The organism is Paenibacillus auburnensis, assembly GCF_927798115.1.
Taxonomy (GTDB): Bacteria; Bacillota; Bacilli; order Paenibacillales; family Paenibacillaceae; genus Paenibacillus_AQ; species Paenibacillus_AQ auburnensis.
The window spans coordinates 272,568-287,703 of sequence record NZ_CAKMMG010000005.1 but is presented as its reverse complement, the minus strand read 5'-3'; the positions used below and the strand labels follow the sequence as shown (position 1 = coordinate 287,703).

Here is a 15,136-nt window from a genome sequence, read left to right as displayed (position 1 = left end):
TCTCATTTTAGCCGGTGTTTGTTCTTTACATACATCTTCATATGCACTTTATAAACTCTTTTCAATAAACACCCCGTAAGGGGTGTTTTTCTTGAAAAATAAACCATATATAAGTACTCAGCGGAGCTGATGAAGCAATAGCCGAGAAAGGAGACAGCTCCATGACAGAGACCATAAACACCTGGATTGATTGGCTGCTGCAAAGTCTGGGCCTGAGCGGACCCTATATTTTGCTGGCGACGATTCCGCTTACCCTGCTGCAGAGTTTATTCGGATTTTTTCCGCTGGCGGTACTGATTGTTCTGCATGTATCCGAATTTAATATCATTGGCGGAATGCTGGTCAGCTGGATGGCCTGCAATTTAGGCTCGGTGCTTGTTTATTTCCTGTTCCGCAGATACCTGTTCGGCTGGTTCGACCGGAAATGGCGCTCCAAACTGAAGCGTTATGACAAGTGGCAGCGTTATCTAGACCGGTACGGGATATGGACGCTGGTTCTGCTGCGCACCGTGCCCATTATGCCCAGCAATATTATTAATTTAATGTCCGCGGTTTCGCCGATTAAAGCCCGGTCTTATATCTGGGGCACGGTACTTGGCAACCTGTCTTATATCTGGCTGTTTGGAACGATTGGTTCATCCCTTATTGTCCCGCGGGAGGAATGGAACGGGTTCCTGCTCTGGTATGCGGTATTCATCGCGGTTTTGCTCGGAATCTTTGTTCGTTTCCACTGGGGACATTTGCAGGAGGATAAGCGGAAACGGATGGAGTAACATTATATGATCATCGTACAAGAACGTTTCTAACAGTGCCTGCACTGGAGGGACGTTCTTCTTTTTTGCCCCCTGTCTGAATACCCTATAGTAATTAGAGGCGGCTTGACCGCAGGGATACCGGGAGGGACGAATAAAGCATGGGCAGAATTCGAAAATGGGGAAGCCGGAGAGCCGTGATGCCGAACCTGGGCCGCCTGCGGCTGCCGAAGGTGAGCTTGCACGGCTTGCCGAGACCGGCAGGGCGCAGCCCGGCATTCAAGGCGAAGCCGTCGAAAGCCGGAATTCCGCGTCCGGCAGGGCGCAGTCCGGCTTTTAAGGCAAGACCGCGGAGCTCCGCAAGCCGGCTGTCCGGACAGGGTATGACCGGCGGACTCCGGGGCGGCGGGAAGCTGTTCAGGCTGCCGAGCAGCGGCGGCAGCAGGAATGGGGGCAGCGCCGGAGCTGCACCACGGCCGCGCAGGCGGGGGCGCTTCTGGCTCATTCTGAGCCTGGTGCTGGTACTGGGCATGCTGCAGGGCCTGCGTTATGTGGAGAAGCATCTGCGCCCGCCGATTATCCACCTGGCCCAGATCCGGGTGAAGCAAATCGCCACGGAATCGATTAACAAGGCGATTACCTCCCAGGTTGCCGATGGGGGCAACGCGGAGGCGCTCATTGACTGGAAAACGGATAAGAACGGCAAAATATCAGGCTTCATGCTTAATTACAGAGAGCATATGCGGATCACCTCACAGGCGGCAGAGGTCATCCAGTCCACACTGCAGGAGCTGCATAACCGGACAGAGCATATTCCGCTCGGCCAGGCGCTGGACAGTCCGCTCATCGCCTCCTTTGGCCCTGATGTTCCAATTAAGATTGAACCGCAGGGAGCGGTGAAGGTAGAACTGAATACCCGCCAGAAAAATGCGGGCATTAATATGATTCTGGTCGAGGTCTACATTCATATCGTTACCGAAGTCGCCGTCGTCGTTCCATTTGATATGGAGCCGCAGGTGGTGGATACAGAAATTCCTGTGTCCTATCTGATGGTTGTGGGAGACGTGCCAATGTATTATTACGATAACCAGGGCAGGCCTGTCGGAGAGAATGGCAGCAACGCGCCGGGGATTGCGATTCCAGCTCCTGAACAGTCCGGTGCCAAGACCGGGGAAACGGATAGCGGGGCAGATGCCGGGGAAAGTGGAACAGGTGCGGATAATCACAATGGTGCTGCAGTCACACCGGCTTCCGGCGGCGGGGATTCAGGGAACGCGGGGAAGGCAGTGGACAGCAGCACAGATGCAGGCGGAGGGGAGTAACCATGAATTAAACCTTGACGATTACACCGTTAAGGTTTAATTTTCAATAAATGGATAAAATAAGCCGTAAAACCCGAAGTCTGCGGTAAATCCCCTATAGGAAAAGAGGACAGGTCATGAACGGCTGTTTGTTCATTCACGGCTTCACCGGCGGCGAATATGAAATCTCCCCGTTGTCACAGTTTATGGAGCAGCATAATTACCACTCCCGGACGTTTACATTGAAGGGCCATGGCGGCAGCAGACAGGATCTGCTGCAGTCAGACCGGTTTGACTGGCAGAAAAGTGCTGAAGATGAATTGAATAAGCTGCTTGATGATTATGAGGCGGTTCATCTTATCGGTTTTTCCACTGGTGCGCTGATCGCCTCCCATCTGTCTGTGCAATATCCGGCCTGTATCAAATCACTCACACTGCTGTCAACGCCTGTATTCCCGCTGAATCCGCTGGAGATTCTGAGAACGCTGGGCAGCCTCACCATGCTTAAGAATTACTTCAGCAAATTCGGCTCCACACCCGCAAAGGCCACCCGGGAATTTCAGCGGCTCGTCCGTGAAAGCTTTGACATCTATCCGCAAATAACAATTCCCACCCTGATCGTGCAGGGCAAAAGGGACCACCTGGTCAAGACCAAAAGCGCAGGCTTTCTTCAGCAGACCATTCCCTCCGAGCATAAGCAGGTGCTCATGATAGAAAAAAGCGGCCATATGCTCTGCCATTGCAACGACAGTAAGCGGGTAATGAACGAAGTACTGCAATTCATTGAAAGCTCGGGAGCTTCATGACGAAGATGGAACCTAAGTACAACGGTATACTCCAGGTAGAGCCTATTTCACAACAGTCTGTGGAATAGGCTTTTGTTGTATGGCATACGTCTGAATTACATTGACAACATATCCAGCACATGTTAATTTCGATTGAGGGAAACCGGTTTCCTAGAATCGGGAAATAGTTCATTTTATATCAACAGAACCGGATTAATCATCCCTTCAAAAGGAGACTGTATAAACATGCCGACACACTGGTTTTTCTATCATACGGCCGAAGACCCGTTTGCTTTTCCCGCCGGCCCGGGTGCATTGAAGCTGCGGTTATTCGTGCAAGGCGGCCAGCAGTTATGCTGTACCGTAATTCATTCTGACCGTTATGATTCACCCGGCAGTGAACAGCCGCTGCTGATGGAGCGGATCGGTTCTGCCGGTGCTTATGAGATTCATGAGGCCGTCATTTTAACGGAAACCGGTAAATGCAGATATTTGTTTCATGCCCAGAACCCGGCAGGTGAGTATGTATGGTTCGGAGAGAGGGGAGTGGCTGGAAACAGAGAGCATGCCGGGTCTTTTCAGTATGCTTATATGCACAGGCCCGAGGCGCTGAAGCTGCCGTCATGGAGCACCGGGGCTGTTGTCTATCAGATATACCCCAGCAGCTTCAACCACGGAACCCTGCAGGGTATCACTGAGAAAATACCGTATCTCCAGGAGCTGGGAGTAACGGCTATATACATGACCCCTATCTTCGAGTCACCTTCTGAACATAAATACAATACTTCGGATTATTACCGGATTGATCCGGCCTTTGGCAGCATAGACGACCTTAAGGCACTCGTTGAAGAAGCGCACCGCCATGGCATTAAAGTATTGCTGGATGCGGTGTTCAACCATGCGGGAGATACGTTTTTTGCGTTCAAGGATGTCCTGGAGCATGGTGAGCATTCACGCTATAAAGACTGGTTCTTTATCCGTTCCTACCCGGTCCGGCAGCTTCCCTCACCTAACTATGAGACCTTCGCTAAAGCAGAAGTCACTATGCCTAAGCTGAATATGGATAACCCCGCGACAGCTGATTATATGCTTGCCGTGGCCCAATACTGGGTGCGGGAGGCGGGAATCGACGGTTGGCGTCTGGATGTGGCAAATGAAGTGAATCCGCAGTTCTGGACACGGCTGCGCCGGGAGCTGAAAGCGGAGTTCCCTGAACTGCTGCTGATCGGGGAAATTATGCATGCATCCGGCCCATGGTTAAGGGGAGACCAGTTTGACGGCGGTATGAATTATGTTCTGCGGGAGGCGGTGCTGGAGTTTTTTGCACTGCAGTCGGGCGGACCGGCGCGCTTTATGGAGCAGCTGCTTCATGCCGAAGCCCTATGCAACGATCAGGCCAACTCGGCCATGTTCCAGCTGCTTGGAAGCCATGATACAGAGCGTTTCCTGACAGCCTGCAAGGAGAATGGACGCGGCTGGGACCGGGAAGGCACGGCGCTTAAGCGGATGAAGCTGGCTGTTTTTTTTCAGTTGACCTATATCGGTATTCCGATGATTTATTACGGAGACGAGGTTGGCATGGAGGGAGCGACCGATCCGCACTGCCGGAAACCCATGCTCTGGCAGGCGCAGGAGCAGAATGCGGAGCTGCATGAATGGTACAAGACGCTGATTGCCCTGAGAAAACAGCATACCATCCTGCAAAAGGGTAGTTTCCGCCCCTGGTTCACAGACGAAGTGCGGGGTGTACTTGGTTTTGTCCGGCGCTGGGAACAGGATAAGATCGGCGTGATCATTAATAATTCTCCGAATGCCTACCAGCTTGAGCTATGCAGCCTCCGTTCTGACAAAAATGTGCTGACTGACTTGCTCAGCGGGGCAACCATCCGGAATTCTGGTCGGATTCTCGTGGAGATTGAACCCTTCGGCTGTTTACTGCTGTACTGAAACCCGCCAGGTCGACGAATGCTTATTTGCTCCTCTTATTTTTCCTCAGAGCCCGGTACTCCTGATTCTCCCACTGCTTCAGCAGCGGATATGGATCAAAGGCCCATTCCGTGATGCCGCGGTCACGATAAATGCCGTAATGCAGATGCGGAGGGAATTTGCCCTGAGTGCCGGGGCTTCCGTAGCCGGAGCTGCCTACCCAGCCGATAATCTGGCCTGGTGTTACAATATCTCCGCGTGTGACCGACTTATCATAACCGGATAAGTGCGCGTAATAGTGGTAGCGGTTCTCAATATCCCGTATGCCGATCCGCCAGCCGCCGTAGCGGTTCCACCCTTTAGTCTCAACGATGCCGAAGCAGGTGCTGCGTACAGGCAGGCCTTGAGGGGCAAAAAGATCCGTTCCCTCATGAATGCGGGCGCCTCCCCAGCTTCGGCCTGTGCCCCAGGTGCTGCGGTAAGCATAGTTATTTCCGAGGGGCAGCGGAAAGGCGCTGCCGGATAAATCGAGCCGTCCGAAATGTTCATACAGCTTGGCAAACTGGGCCACCCTCTGGGCGGCACGGCCGTTATGATAATACTCCCAGACGCCGATACTGAAGTCATTGGCAGAATTGCCGTATTTCAGCAGATGTCTTGCCATGCTGTAGAGCAGATCGGCATCGTTAGAAGAATCAGCTAGGCCATCTCCAGAACCGTCATACCCCATTCCGCCAAAGAAACTGATCGAGTCCGGAGAAGTATCCGCCTGGTCCGGATTCAACGGGCCGGACCATACCGGACCCGGAATGCTAATGGCGGTAATGCGGGAGGATGCTAGAGCATCTGCGGGTACTTTTTTCTTGGCGATGGTCCGTTCGTATTGATCAATCGCAGCGAAGCGGAACCAGGGAATGCCGGTGGCTGCACTCATCTGCTCATACAATTCTTTTCGCGCTGCCGCAGGGTCTGCTACGCCTGCTGCGGAAGAGCTGCCGGACTGGACTGCAGGAAGGTTGACCCTCCGGGCGGCTTCAGCGGCGGCAGCCTGGCTTGCGCCCCACAGCATTGCGGCTGCGGACAGGCACAATACGGTTCTCCATGGTAGGGTCTTTTTGAATAAGGCCAGCATGATAACTACCTCCTATAATCCGGGCGTGGAATGGCGGCAACGGCCTTAGCTTAGGCAGCTGCCGGATGCTTTTGTTATAGATTGAAGCAAAATGCTGTTTTTTATCCGTTTTTGCCAAAGCTCCTGAATGAAGAGATAAAATTTAGTCAGGCAAATTTCACAAAAACAGGCAATTGCCTATTGCACATGCTATAATATGAGGCAGCAACTTTTAACCATGAGACTTATATTCAGGTGAAAGCGGGGTTTATTATTTTGACTAACCGAACAGCCAAACAGCCCAAGCCAGACTGGATTAGAATCAAGTTAACGACCGGTGATAATTATCAGGATATTAAAGGCATGATGCGGTCCAAAACTTTACATACCGTATGTGAGGAAGCGCGCTGCCCGAATATTTATGAATGCTGGGCGAACCGCACGGCTACCTTTATGATTCTTGGCGATATTTGTACACGTGCCTGCCGGTTCTGTGCTGTTAACACAGGCCAGCCCACGGAGCTTGATCTTCTCGAGCCGGAACGCGTTGCGGAGGCCGCAGAAGGTATGAAGCTTAAGCACTGTGTAGTAACCAGTGTAGCCCGTGATGATCTGAAGGATGGAGGCGCCAGCATCTTTGCCGAGACCGTGGCGGCTATCCGCAAGCGGCTTCCGCTATGCAGTGTGGAAGTGCTGATTCCTGATTTTCTCGGAGACCGGGAGAGTCTGGAGATTGTCATGAACAGCCGCCCGGATATTCTGAATCATAATATCGAAACCGTAGAGCGGATGTCTGACCGTGTACGGGCGAAAGCCAAGTACCGCCGGTCCCTGGAGCTGCTGCGCCGGGCCAAGGAGATGAAGCCGGATATTCCGACCAAATCGAGCATCATGCTTGGCGTAGGCGAGGAATGGGACGAGATCCTGCAGGCCATGGATGATCTGCGGGCAGTAGATTGTGATATATTGACATTAGGGCAATACCTGCAGCCTTCCGACAAACATCTGGACGTGGTGAAATACTATCCGCCGGAAGAATTCGCTGCGCTTAAGCAAGAGGGACTGCAACGCGGCTTCAGTCATGTGGAAGCAGGACCGCTGGTCCGCAGCTCGTACCATGCGCATGATCAGGTCAAGTCCGCTGCTAAGACCCGTGAGGAGCGTTCTGTAAGCCTGTAAGGCTTGCGGAATTTTAAGGTTTAAGGTAATAAAGGTGGGGGTTGGAGCGCGAGCGATCAACTAACCTTCGGGTTTGCTACACCACCCGCGTTGATGGGAGTCATGGAGAGGGATTTTGGAATTGGAGGAGCGGCAGGAAATCCAAAATCCATCGGAAAGACAGGCTCCATCAACGCTCCCCCTCAGATAAAATGAAAGGCAGGCGACACACGCTTGATCGTTATAGGTGGAAAAGGTTACGAGCTGATGCTCGATCATAAAGACGGCTGGAACCCGGAGGCATTTCGCGGGCGTTACAGCGAGGTCCTGGACCGTTACGATTATATAATCGGTGACTGGGGCTACAGCCAGTTGCGCTTAAAGGGCTTTTACCGGGACAATCACCCTAAGGTGAACCGGGATACAGCGATTTCCGGCATGGTGGATTATATTAATGAGTATTGCAACTTTGGCTGTGCCTATTTTGTGCTGCATAAGCTGAAGGAACTGCCGAAAGAGGGTACCTTTAAGGATATTCTGATCAAAGAAATTCCTGAACCCGGCTCGGAAGAGGAGTCCTTAGAGGAATCCGCAGATCCGGCGGCAACCGTCGGAGAACAGCGGGAGGCTCCAGCCAAATCCTCAACGAATGGAGGGGCTCCCTCCAGAGAGCATACCAGCAAGGATAGACCAGTACGCGAGCATCAGAGTCGGAATCACCGGAATAAGGACTCACAGGGCAAGAAGAACCATAAAGAGTCCCAAGGCAGACAGCACAACCAACGTTCGAATCACTCGCACAACCAGGCTCCGAATCCGCCGCAAAACCCATCAAGTTAACGGCGGTCTATCAAAAAGAGCACCTCATCAGCCATTTAAATGGTGTGATGAGGTGCTCTTTTTGTCTTACGGTGTGATGCAAATGTTATTTAACAGATAATTTCAATTGTTTAGTTGAAGCATCGTAGCTCCAAGTGAATGCGGGAAACTTCTTTGCGAAAGCACCAAGTTCAATCAATGTTTCATAGTCCTTGGAAATGGCTTCTTTGGAGGCCAGCGTGAAGCCGAATGCTTTGCCGGCTCCGTTCGTGAGCAATACCTTCTTGTTCTTGGCATCCCAAGTAATGTCACTTTCCACAAGCGCTGCGAGCACGCGTGCCGAAGCATATACCTTATTTCCCTGCTTCACCAACCCCAGGTTTCCGGCAAATGCATGACCATTGACGTCCAGGATATGGTTATCACCAGCCAGAGTGATGCTGGTCAGACCTGCAATCTGCAAGGCGGTGATCAGCTGAGCTGTGGAGCCCTCTACTTCAATATCCGGAGCCAGTCCGATATGGTTGAAGTCTTCTTTATTCGGCGTCAGATACTTCATGGTGGTCAGCTTCAGCATGTCACCATTGGAGACCGGAAGGAGGCTCTGGATCCGAGCTTTGCCGTAAGAACGGGTACCGACAATGGTTGCAAGCTTGTTGTCCCGCAAGGCGCCTGTCAACGCTTCAGAAGCGCTGGCAGTGAATTCATTGGTGAGTACAACCACCGGTACGCCAATTTTGCTGCCGGCAGTAATCGTTACCGGAGTCAGTGCACCGCTTTGATCGGAGGTGTACATCATGATCCCTGAATCTATGAATTTAGAAGCAATATTATAGGCCGAATCCATATAACCGCCTGTATTATCGCGTAAATCCAGAACCATTGATTGCATACCGGCTGCCCGCATGCTGTCAAGAACTGTGGAGAATTCTTCATCAGCATTCTGGCTGAAACCGGTAATCGTGATATAGGCGGTATGATCACCAATGATTTGTCCGGTGACTGAGGCCGAAGTGATATCATTTCTGGTCACGCTGATGGTTTTGTTGGCGCCGTTTCTGCTGATAAGCAGGGAAACCTTCGTTCCCGCGGTGCCGGCGAGTTCATCACCTGCAGTGTCACTTACCGCAACGCCATTGATTTTGAGGATGGTGTCCCCGCGTTTCAAACCGGCCTGCTCAGCAGGTGAACCCGCAATAACCTCTTCAATATATAGCTCTTTAGTTACAGGAGTGTATACCAGTCTGACACCAATGCCTACATATTCAAGATCGACCATACTCTCAAACTCAGCGGCTTCTTCTTTGGTAAAGTAGGTGCTGTAAGGATCCTCCAGTGTGTTAACCATTCCATCAATCGCGCCGCGGATCAATGTATCCTGATCAACGCCTTCTACATTATAGTTTTCTAAATACTGCATGATTTCATTAATCAGATCGGTATTCGAAGAGGTCTGCGTGTTGTCGGCTGCCAGAGCTGCCGGCGAGAACATAACAGACAGCGCCAGACAGCCGCTGAGAACAGCAGTGATCACTTTAGCTGATTTCATTAGTGGATGCACCCTTTGAGTTTATTTGGTGATGCGATTGCAATGCTTCCGAGCCTGCTGCCAGCCTAATCGAGATAGTAGAAATCATCGATCGTCCAAGTGCCGCTCTCCGATTGATAGAACAGAAAGGCCATTGGCTGTTCGTAGGTTTCCCCTGTTTCGGCATCTTTTACGGTAACTTCAGCATAAACAGCGGCTTCATCCGAAGCATAGTAGTAGATATTCGAGGTATTCAGTGTATATTGAAGATCGTAATTGTCGAAAATATCCTGCAAATCCGCCTTGCTCGATGCATCGTACTCTTCCCCGTATGAGCTCATCTGAGCCATCGTTCCGTCGATGTTCTCACTCGTCATTGCCTGGAAATACTTGTTGAGATTGTCCTTGATGGTGGTTGCATAGCCTTGCGGAATATCGGCGGATTTCATGCCTTGTTCACGTGTCAGCAGAACGGTCTTTTCCTGTGTATTGATTTCGGAAATTTTCCATACACCATTGACGCGGACGAGATTGTACAGGTATTCGACCTTCTCATCCGGGATATAATATCCGCCGGTCCGGATCTCATTCTCGACGGTGTAGACAGTGGCTTCATCGCCTTGAATACTTAGGATTTTAAGAGTCTCAATGGTAGTTTTCATATCATAATTCTTGAAAAAGTCGTTCAAGGAAGAGACTTCATCCGTATAGCTGTCCCCGTCATCCACAAGGGAGTAGTAGCTGACGGCTTTTTCCTCATTATAGTATTGAATGGCCTGCTTGATGAGTGCTGTAATTGCTTTCTCGTCGCTTGCTGCTGTTGAGGCAGCAGTGGTGATCTTCACACTTCTTTTAGCAGCATCCCAGACCGCAGTGCCGCCGGTAGCCTCAGCTACAAAACGGAGCGGGACGTAGGTGGTGCCTTTGCTGGAAATAGGGGCTACGGTCAGTTTCTTAACTGTACCGTTGACGGAAGCACGGTTGCTGCCGATTTTGAGGCTGATTGTAAGATTAGCGCTGGTACCGGTAACCGTTCCAGTCTTGGCATCCCATAACACCTGCATTCCAAGCTTTTCAAAAACAACCCGGAAAGGTACCAGCACGGAGTTATTATCAAGATAAGGGGCGCCGGCAGGGAATGTAAGACTGCTGCCGTTGACATAGACGGAGATCGGTTTAGCGGCTGCAAAAGCGGGGACCGCAAGCACGAGAGCCAGTAGGCTTACTCCAATTAAGGACAATAGTTTTTTCAACAGTTTCTCTCTCCTTTAAGTAGCAACACTATGTAAAATAGGTTCATTATACCATTTGATTTTTCGCTCTGTCTATCAATTCATGTCAGATAGAATAGAAAAGTTTGTAAAATTTACCTGCGCATAAAAGAGCCGGGATTGCTTGCATTTCCCGGCTAGTGAATCATAGTTGAGTCTGATCCTTAGATCAGAAAAGCTTCGCGGACACGGTTCCAGAAAGGGAACGGGCGGTACCGGGCAAAGCTTATTTTTTTGTCGGATACTTGGCAGCGGACAGAAATTAGATCATCCACAGGAATATTGTTATGGTCAACCGTCAGCAAAAGACGCTGATCCTTGCGCGAAAAAATGTCGCAGTGATGATGCTTGGGCAGCATAAGGGGCGAACCCATCGTACGGAATACCCGATTATTAATGGAAGCTATCTCGGCAATCTGCAGCGCTTCTATCGAAGGATGCACCATTGCACCGCCAAGGCTCTTGTTATAGGCTGTACTGCCTGACGGTGTAGAAATGCACAGTCCGTCCCCGCGGAACATTTCGAAGGTAACATCATTGATATCCATCTGGATGACCACTGTTCCGTCTACACCCTTTAGAGTGAACTCATTAAGCGCAATGTGGGAAGTGGAACCGGATTTCTTGTGTATTTCCAGCTCAAGCAGCGGATAGCGCACGATGCGAGGCTGATGTGGCGCTAAATCGGTTGTTCCGCACATATGGTCGATCAGGGCAGGCAGCTCCTCTGCCTTCCAATCTGCATAAAAGCCCAGATGGCCGGTGTGTACACCGACAAAAGCAAGATTGGGAATCTGATCGATAAACGTATGAAATGCGTGCAGCATGGTCCCGTCTCCGCCAATGGAGATGACGATTTCCGGGGACTCTGCATCCAGCTCCAGGTTACGCTCCGCCGCCAGCTTGTGAAACTGCTCCGCAAGTTTAATGGACAACTCGTCTCCGCGGTCCAGAACATAATATCTCAAGATGTACAGGCTCCTTTGTATGTTTCAGTCATACAACGATCATAATCAATCTTGACCTGGAACACAATATTTGAACCTGTAAAGAATCGCCGCGGCGGTGTGCAGAATTCCTGAGGGGAGACTCATAGTCTGACTTATGGCCGCGGCCGGCGCAGCGGAGTTTGTCGCAGCAGCCAGACCAGCAGCGACAGCAGCAGGGCTGCTCCCAGCAGCACGCCCAGCAGACCGAGGCTGGCGGCCAAGCCGGAGACCGGTGAAGCAGAGAATCCGGTAAAAGCAGGTAAAGAGCTGAAGCCTGCAGACAGCCTGGAACCAACAACGGGTTTCCAGAGAAGCAGCAGTAAGACCGCCGACAGGAAGGCGTGCACCAGCCTTGCTGCCATAAAGGGCAGATAGCGCAGGCCTGTGCCGTTCAGAATGCTTGCTACCTGGGCGTGAACAGATAATCCACCCCAAGAGAGGATGAAAGCTGCCGTCGCTGCTTTGAACTGCAGGGGTACAGAGGCAACGGCTTCACCGGCTGAACGGGCGCCTATCGTCACCTCGAAGAAGCCGCTGGCCAGCGCCGCCGACAGCCCGGGCGGGAAGCCCGCGAAGGACAGCAGGCTGCCAAGGACGCTGAACAGGGCCGACATAATTCCGGCACGGGTGAGCAGCTCCATTAGCACGTTGAAGAATACAACCAGCCCTCCGACGACAATAATAAGCTGGAGTGAGGACTGTACTGCGCTTTTGAGCAGCTCGCCCAAACTCCGTCCGTCCCTGCGCCGGGCCTCTGCCATGGAGTTCAGCGCCAAGCGGAGCCTTCCTTCGCGCTGTCCCTCCGCAGCCTGTGGCAGACCGGGCGACCCGCCAGGGTGCTTAGACATGGCAGTGGGTTTGTCCTGGCGTCCGTGAAAGGACATCAGAAGACCCACAATCAATCCGCCGCCGTAGTGCGATAGTGCCAGCACAAGCCCTAAGGAGGCATCGTGAAAAAAACCGACCGATACCGCGCCCAGCAGAAAAATCGGGTCCGAGGAGGTCGTAAAGGCCACCAGCCGCTCGCCTTCCACCCGGCTGATCAGTTGCTGCTCGCGCAGCTTTGCGGTTAATTTGGCACCAACTGGATATCCTGATACATATCCCATGGCCGCCACAAAACCGCCGCTGCCGGGGATATTAAACAGCGGGCGCATGAGCGGATCGAGCAGAGCACCGAAAAGATGCACTACCCCGAAGCCAAGCAGCATTTCGGAAATGACGAAGAATGGAAACAGCGAAGGGAACAGTACGTCCCACCAGATGGCCAGCCCGCGCAGTGCTGCGGCAAGCGTATTTGCCGGGTGCAGCAGCACCAGCAGCATACAGCCGGCCAGGAGCAGGCCCAGCAGCGGTCCGCCCAGCTTTTTCAAAGTCATAAGCAACGCCTCCCGGTCTATGGTTAGATGTATGCAGAAAGTAGGACAAACAGCACAAAAAAGTTGGGAAAGCGATTACATTTTCCTGTGATTTTCAGCTTGAATTATGGTATTATAAAATTAATTAATGCACACCTTTTTTATATTAATAATTAGGGATGGAGTGATGGTGATGAGTGTAGTTGCCGGAGTTCTGGTTTGTGCTTTTGTATATGTTATCCGGGTCTCGCTCGTCCCTCCTGGTGATGAGGAATTTAGGACCTATTAAATAACTCCCAAGGTGCTAAACTTAAGTTTAGCGCCTTTTTTTTTGGTATAATAAATTTAGCCGTACATTAATATGGAAGAAAGCTGGTAACCTCCGATGAATCCAAACGCTAGTCTATATGACAACCTGGGGGGCGCTGAGGGACTTCACCGTCTTGTGGAAGTGTTTTATGCCAAGGTGCAGCTTCATCCGCAGCTAAGCCCGTTATTCCCTGCCGATATTACTCCTGTTATGGAAAAGCAGTATCAATTTCTCAGTCAGTTTTTTGGCGGGCCTGCACTATTCTCACAGCAGCATGGCCATCCGATGATGAGAGCAAGACATATGCATGTTCCAATTACACCGGAGCGTGCCGACGAATGGCTGGACTGTATGAAAGAGGCACTGGAGGAAACCGGTGTAGAGGAACCGCTCCGTTCATTTGTTTTGAGCCGGCTTGCTGGACCCGCACATCATTTTGTCAACATGCCTGAGGAGTAAGGAGTAGTTGATCGCGAAAGGATGAGGGCATTTGACAGAGTTAGTCCCCCTGTATTCAATTAACGTAATTTGCAGCAACTGTGAACATGAATTTTCGACCTCGCGTGTGCGCCCAAGCCTTAAAAGAGCTATACGCCGTGATGCAGATTTCTGCTCCTATTACAAAGATGAGAATCCCGATTATTATGTTGTGCGCGTCTGCCCCAAATGCGGGTTCGCCTCCACGGAGAATTCAGCCGACAAGCTGGCCGACTGGCAGCGCAAGGCTTTTAACGAACAGGTTGGAAGCCGGTGGAAAAACCGGGATTTCGGCGGGAAACGCAACTGGGAAACCGCTCTTGAAACCTACAAACTTGCACTGATATGCGCTCAATGTATCCAGGATAAGGAACGGATTATTGCCAGCCATCTGCACCATATCGCCTGGATGTACCGTTATAAGGGGGAGACGGCGCTGGAGCAGCGTTTCCTGCGGTATTCCCTGGATGAGTATATCAAGGTATTTGAGAATGACGGAATGGGCGGCAATGATGCCCGCCTGATGTTTCTGATTGGTGAGCTGAACAGACGAATAGGGGAATATTTGAACGCAGTGAAATGGTTCTCGCGTCTGATTAATGACCAGAGGATTATGGACGCTGCGATGATTCGGGCGGCCCGTGAGCAATGGACGCTGCTGCGCGAACAGATGCGCGGTGAAAATGTTGATCCGGACAGCATTCCCAATCTATAGCCGTTAAGTAGCGTAGTGCAGGTGTGTGCAATCAAAAAAAGCGCAAAAAGAGATAGCCCTCTTTTGCGCTTTATAGCAGCTGTCATGGTAACAGCGGTATATTGGGTTGTTTACTCCGGTTACTCAGCGGACAACACGGTCAAACAGCAGATAGTCGGCGTCATTATCAATGACCGTCGGGCTTGTACTGCAGCAGGGGAAAACCAGCAGCTTTTTTTTGCCGTCGCGCACGAGCTGCAATTCCTTCGGCTTCATCGGCAAAAGCACATTTTCCTCGTTGCAGAACGGACAATATTGTACATACAGGTCACCATAAATAATGTCATAAGGCCAGGTATGGCTGAAAGGAATCATTCGGTTCCCTTCTCAGGTGATGCCTCTGTCCCGCTGGTACCTTCACTCTGCTTCTTGGATAATTCGGCGATTTTTTGCAGCAAAATATGTTGAGGCATATGCATCAAGTGTTCCAGGGGAACGCCCAGCTGTTTGGATAGGGTGATCGCTGTTTCCGGTGAAATTTGCAGTGGCTTCATGTTGCAGCCCTCCTAAGTTTAATGTTAGCTGTGGAGCCGCTGGCGCCACGCTTTTCGTAATTCACTTTACCATGGCTTCAGGCCAAATACAAAGAAAACCAGA

Annotated in this window: 15 protein-coding genes; 8 read left to right on the top strand and 7 right to left on the bottom strand. The window is 51.3% G+C overall.

Going from position 1 to position 15,136, the window contains the following annotated elements; all coding sequences use genetic code 11:
• Positions 1 to 161 precede the first annotated feature (161 nt).
• From L6H70_RS18720 to L6H70_RS18705, 4 genes are all read left to right on the top strand, one after another.
• Complete coding sequence (locus L6H70_RS18720) at positions 162 to 773, top strand: TVP38/TMEM64 family protein (protein WP_236335534.1); 612 nt, start codon at positions 162 to 164, stop codon at positions 771 to 773.
• Positions 774 to 913: 140 nt separating this feature from the next.
• Positions 914 to 2,074, top strand: a complete 1,161-nt coding sequence (gene yunB / locus L6H70_RS18715; RefSeq protein WP_423802855.1) for a sporulation protein YunB — start codon at positions 914 to 916, stop codon at positions 2,072 to 2,074.
• Between the two features lie 116 nt (positions 2,075 to 2,190).
• The gene (locus tag L6H70_RS18710) at positions 2,191 to 2,859 is read left to right on the top strand and encodes an alpha/beta hydrolase (RefSeq protein WP_236335533.1); all 669 of its coding nucleotides are present in this window, start codon (positions 2,191 to 2,193) and stop codon (positions 2,857 to 2,859) included.
• A 225-nt stretch (positions 2,860 to 3,084) separates the two neighbouring features.
• On the top strand, positions 3,085 to 4,785 hold the full coding sequence (locus tag L6H70_RS18705) for an alpha amylase N-terminal ig-like domain-containing protein (RefSeq protein WP_236335532.1): 1,701 nt from the start codon (positions 3,085 to 3,087) through the stop codon (positions 4,783 to 4,785).
• Between the two features lie 22 nt (positions 4,786 to 4,807).
• On the opposite strand, the gene L6H70_RS18700 is transcribed toward L6H70_RS18705, so the two are convergent.
• Complete coding sequence (locus L6H70_RS18700) at positions 4,808 to 5,896, bottom strand: M23 family metallopeptidase (protein WP_236335531.1); 1,089 nt, start codon at positions 5,894 to 5,896, stop codon at positions 4,808 to 4,810.
• Between the two features lie 255 nt (positions 5,897 to 6,151).
• Between L6H70_RS18700 and lipA the strand changes: the two genes are divergently transcribed.
• Both lipA and L6H70_RS18690 read left to right on the top strand, forming a co-directional pair.
• Positions 6,152 to 7,054, top strand: a complete 903-nt coding sequence (gene lipA, locus L6H70_RS18695) for a lipoyl synthase (RefSeq protein WP_054942999.1) — start codon at positions 6,152 to 6,154, stop codon at positions 7,052 to 7,054.
• Positions 7,055 to 7,267: 213 nt separating this feature from the next.
• A complete protein-coding gene (locus L6H70_RS18690) occupies positions 7,268 to 7,873 on the top strand; it encodes a YutD family protein (RefSeq protein ID WP_236335530.1) in 606 nt (201 codons plus the stop codon).
• An 85-nt stretch (positions 7,874 to 7,958) separates the two neighbouring features.
• Here the strand turns inward: L6H70_RS18690 and L6H70_RS18685 are convergent, their stop codons facing one another.
• The 4 genes from L6H70_RS18685 to ylbJ form a co-directional block, all read right to left on the bottom strand.
• Complete coding sequence (locus L6H70_RS18685) at positions 7,959 to 9,401, bottom strand: S41 family peptidase (protein WP_236335529.1); 1,443 nt, start codon at positions 9,399 to 9,401, stop codon at positions 7,959 to 7,961.
• A 65-nt stretch (positions 9,402 to 9,466) separates the two neighbouring features.
• A complete protein-coding gene (locus L6H70_RS18680; RefSeq protein WP_236335528.1) occupies positions 9,467 to 10,633 on the bottom strand; it encodes a copper amine oxidase N-terminal domain-containing protein in 1,167 nt (388 codons plus the stop codon).
• A 182-nt stretch (positions 10,634 to 10,815) separates the two neighbouring features.
• A complete protein-coding gene (locus L6H70_RS18675; RefSeq protein ID WP_236335527.1) occupies positions 10,816 to 11,619 on the bottom strand; it encodes an NAD kinase in 804 nt (267 codons plus the stop codon).
• Between the two features lie 134 nt (positions 11,620 to 11,753).
• On the bottom strand, positions 11,754 to 13,019 hold the full coding sequence (gene ylbJ / locus L6H70_RS18670; protein ID WP_236335526.1) for a sporulation integral membrane protein YlbJ: 1,266 nt from the start codon (positions 13,017 to 13,019) through the stop codon (positions 11,754 to 11,756).
• A gap of 364 nt (positions 13,020 to 13,383) precedes the next feature.
• On the opposite strand from ylbJ, the gene L6H70_RS18665 reads away from it, so the two are divergent.
• Positions 13,384 to 13,767, top strand: coding sequence for a globin domain-containing protein (locus tag L6H70_RS18665; RefSeq protein WP_236335525.1), 384 nt, complete (start codon positions 13,384 to 13,386; stop codon positions 13,765 to 13,767).
• A 31-nt stretch (positions 13,768 to 13,798) separates the two neighbouring features.
• Positions 13,799 to 14,500 (top strand): DUF2225 domain-containing protein, encoded by a 702-nt coding sequence (locus L6H70_RS18660; RefSeq protein WP_206101912.1) that lies wholly within the window; start codon positions 13,799 to 13,801, stop codon positions 14,498 to 14,500.
• A gap of 123 nt (positions 14,501 to 14,623) precedes the next feature.
• Here L6H70_RS18660 and L6H70_RS18655 read toward each other — a convergent pair whose 3' ends face one another.
• Both L6H70_RS18655 and L6H70_RS18650 read right to left on the bottom strand, forming a co-directional pair.
• Complete coding sequence (locus L6H70_RS18655) at positions 14,624 to 14,854, bottom strand: hypothetical protein (protein WP_054942935.1); 231 nt, start codon at positions 14,852 to 14,854, stop codon at positions 14,624 to 14,626.
• Positions 14,851 to 15,033: a YycC family protein gene (locus L6H70_RS18650; RefSeq protein ID WP_206101911.1), complete on the bottom strand. Its 183-nt coding sequence runs from the start codon at positions 15,031 to 15,033 to the stop codon at positions 14,851 to 14,853. The genes L6H70_RS18655 and L6H70_RS18650 overlap by 4 nt, the downstream gene beginning before the upstream one ends.
• Positions 15,034 to 15,136 lie beyond the last annotated feature (103 nt).

Bases quoted from the DNA above. Each gene is read 5' to 3' on its own strand.
- L6H70_RS18720 (WP_236335534.1), top strand. From the start codon at position 162: ATGACAGAGACCATAAACACCTGGATTGATTGGCTGCTGCAAAGTCTG.
- yunB (WP_423802855.1), top strand. From the start codon at position 914: ATGGGCAGAATTCGAAAATGGGGAAGCCGGAGAGCCGTGATGCCGAAC.
- L6H70_RS18710 (WP_236335533.1), top strand. From the start codon at position 2,191: ATGAACGGCTGTTTGTTCATTCACGGCTTCACCGGCGGCGAATATGAA.
- L6H70_RS18705 (WP_236335532.1), top strand. From the start codon at position 3,085: ATGCCGACACACTGGTTTTTCTATCATACGGCCGAAGACCCGTTTGCT.
- L6H70_RS18700 (WP_236335531.1), bottom strand. From the start codon at position 5,896: ATGCTGGCCTTATTCAAAAAGACCCTACCATGGAGAACCGTATTGTGC.
- L6H70_RS18685 (WP_236335529.1), bottom strand. From the start codon at position 9,401: ATGAAATCAGCTAAAGTGATCACTGCTGTTCTCAGCGGCTGTCTGGCG.
- ylbJ (WP_236335526.1), bottom strand. From the start codon at position 13,019: ATGACTTTGAAAAAGCTGGGCGGACCGCTGCTGGGCCTGCTCCTGGCC.
- L6H70_RS18665 (WP_236335525.1), top strand. From the start codon at position 13,384: ATGAATCCAAACGCTAGTCTATATGACAACCTGGGGGGCGCTGAGGGA.
- L6H70_RS18655 (WP_054942935.1), bottom strand. From the start codon at position 14,854: ATGATTCCTTTCAGCCATACCTGGCCTTATGACATTATTTATGGTGAC.
- L6H70_RS18650 (WP_206101911.1), bottom strand. From the start codon at position 15,033: ATGAAGCCACTGCAAATTTCACCGGAAACAGCGATCACCCTATCCAAA.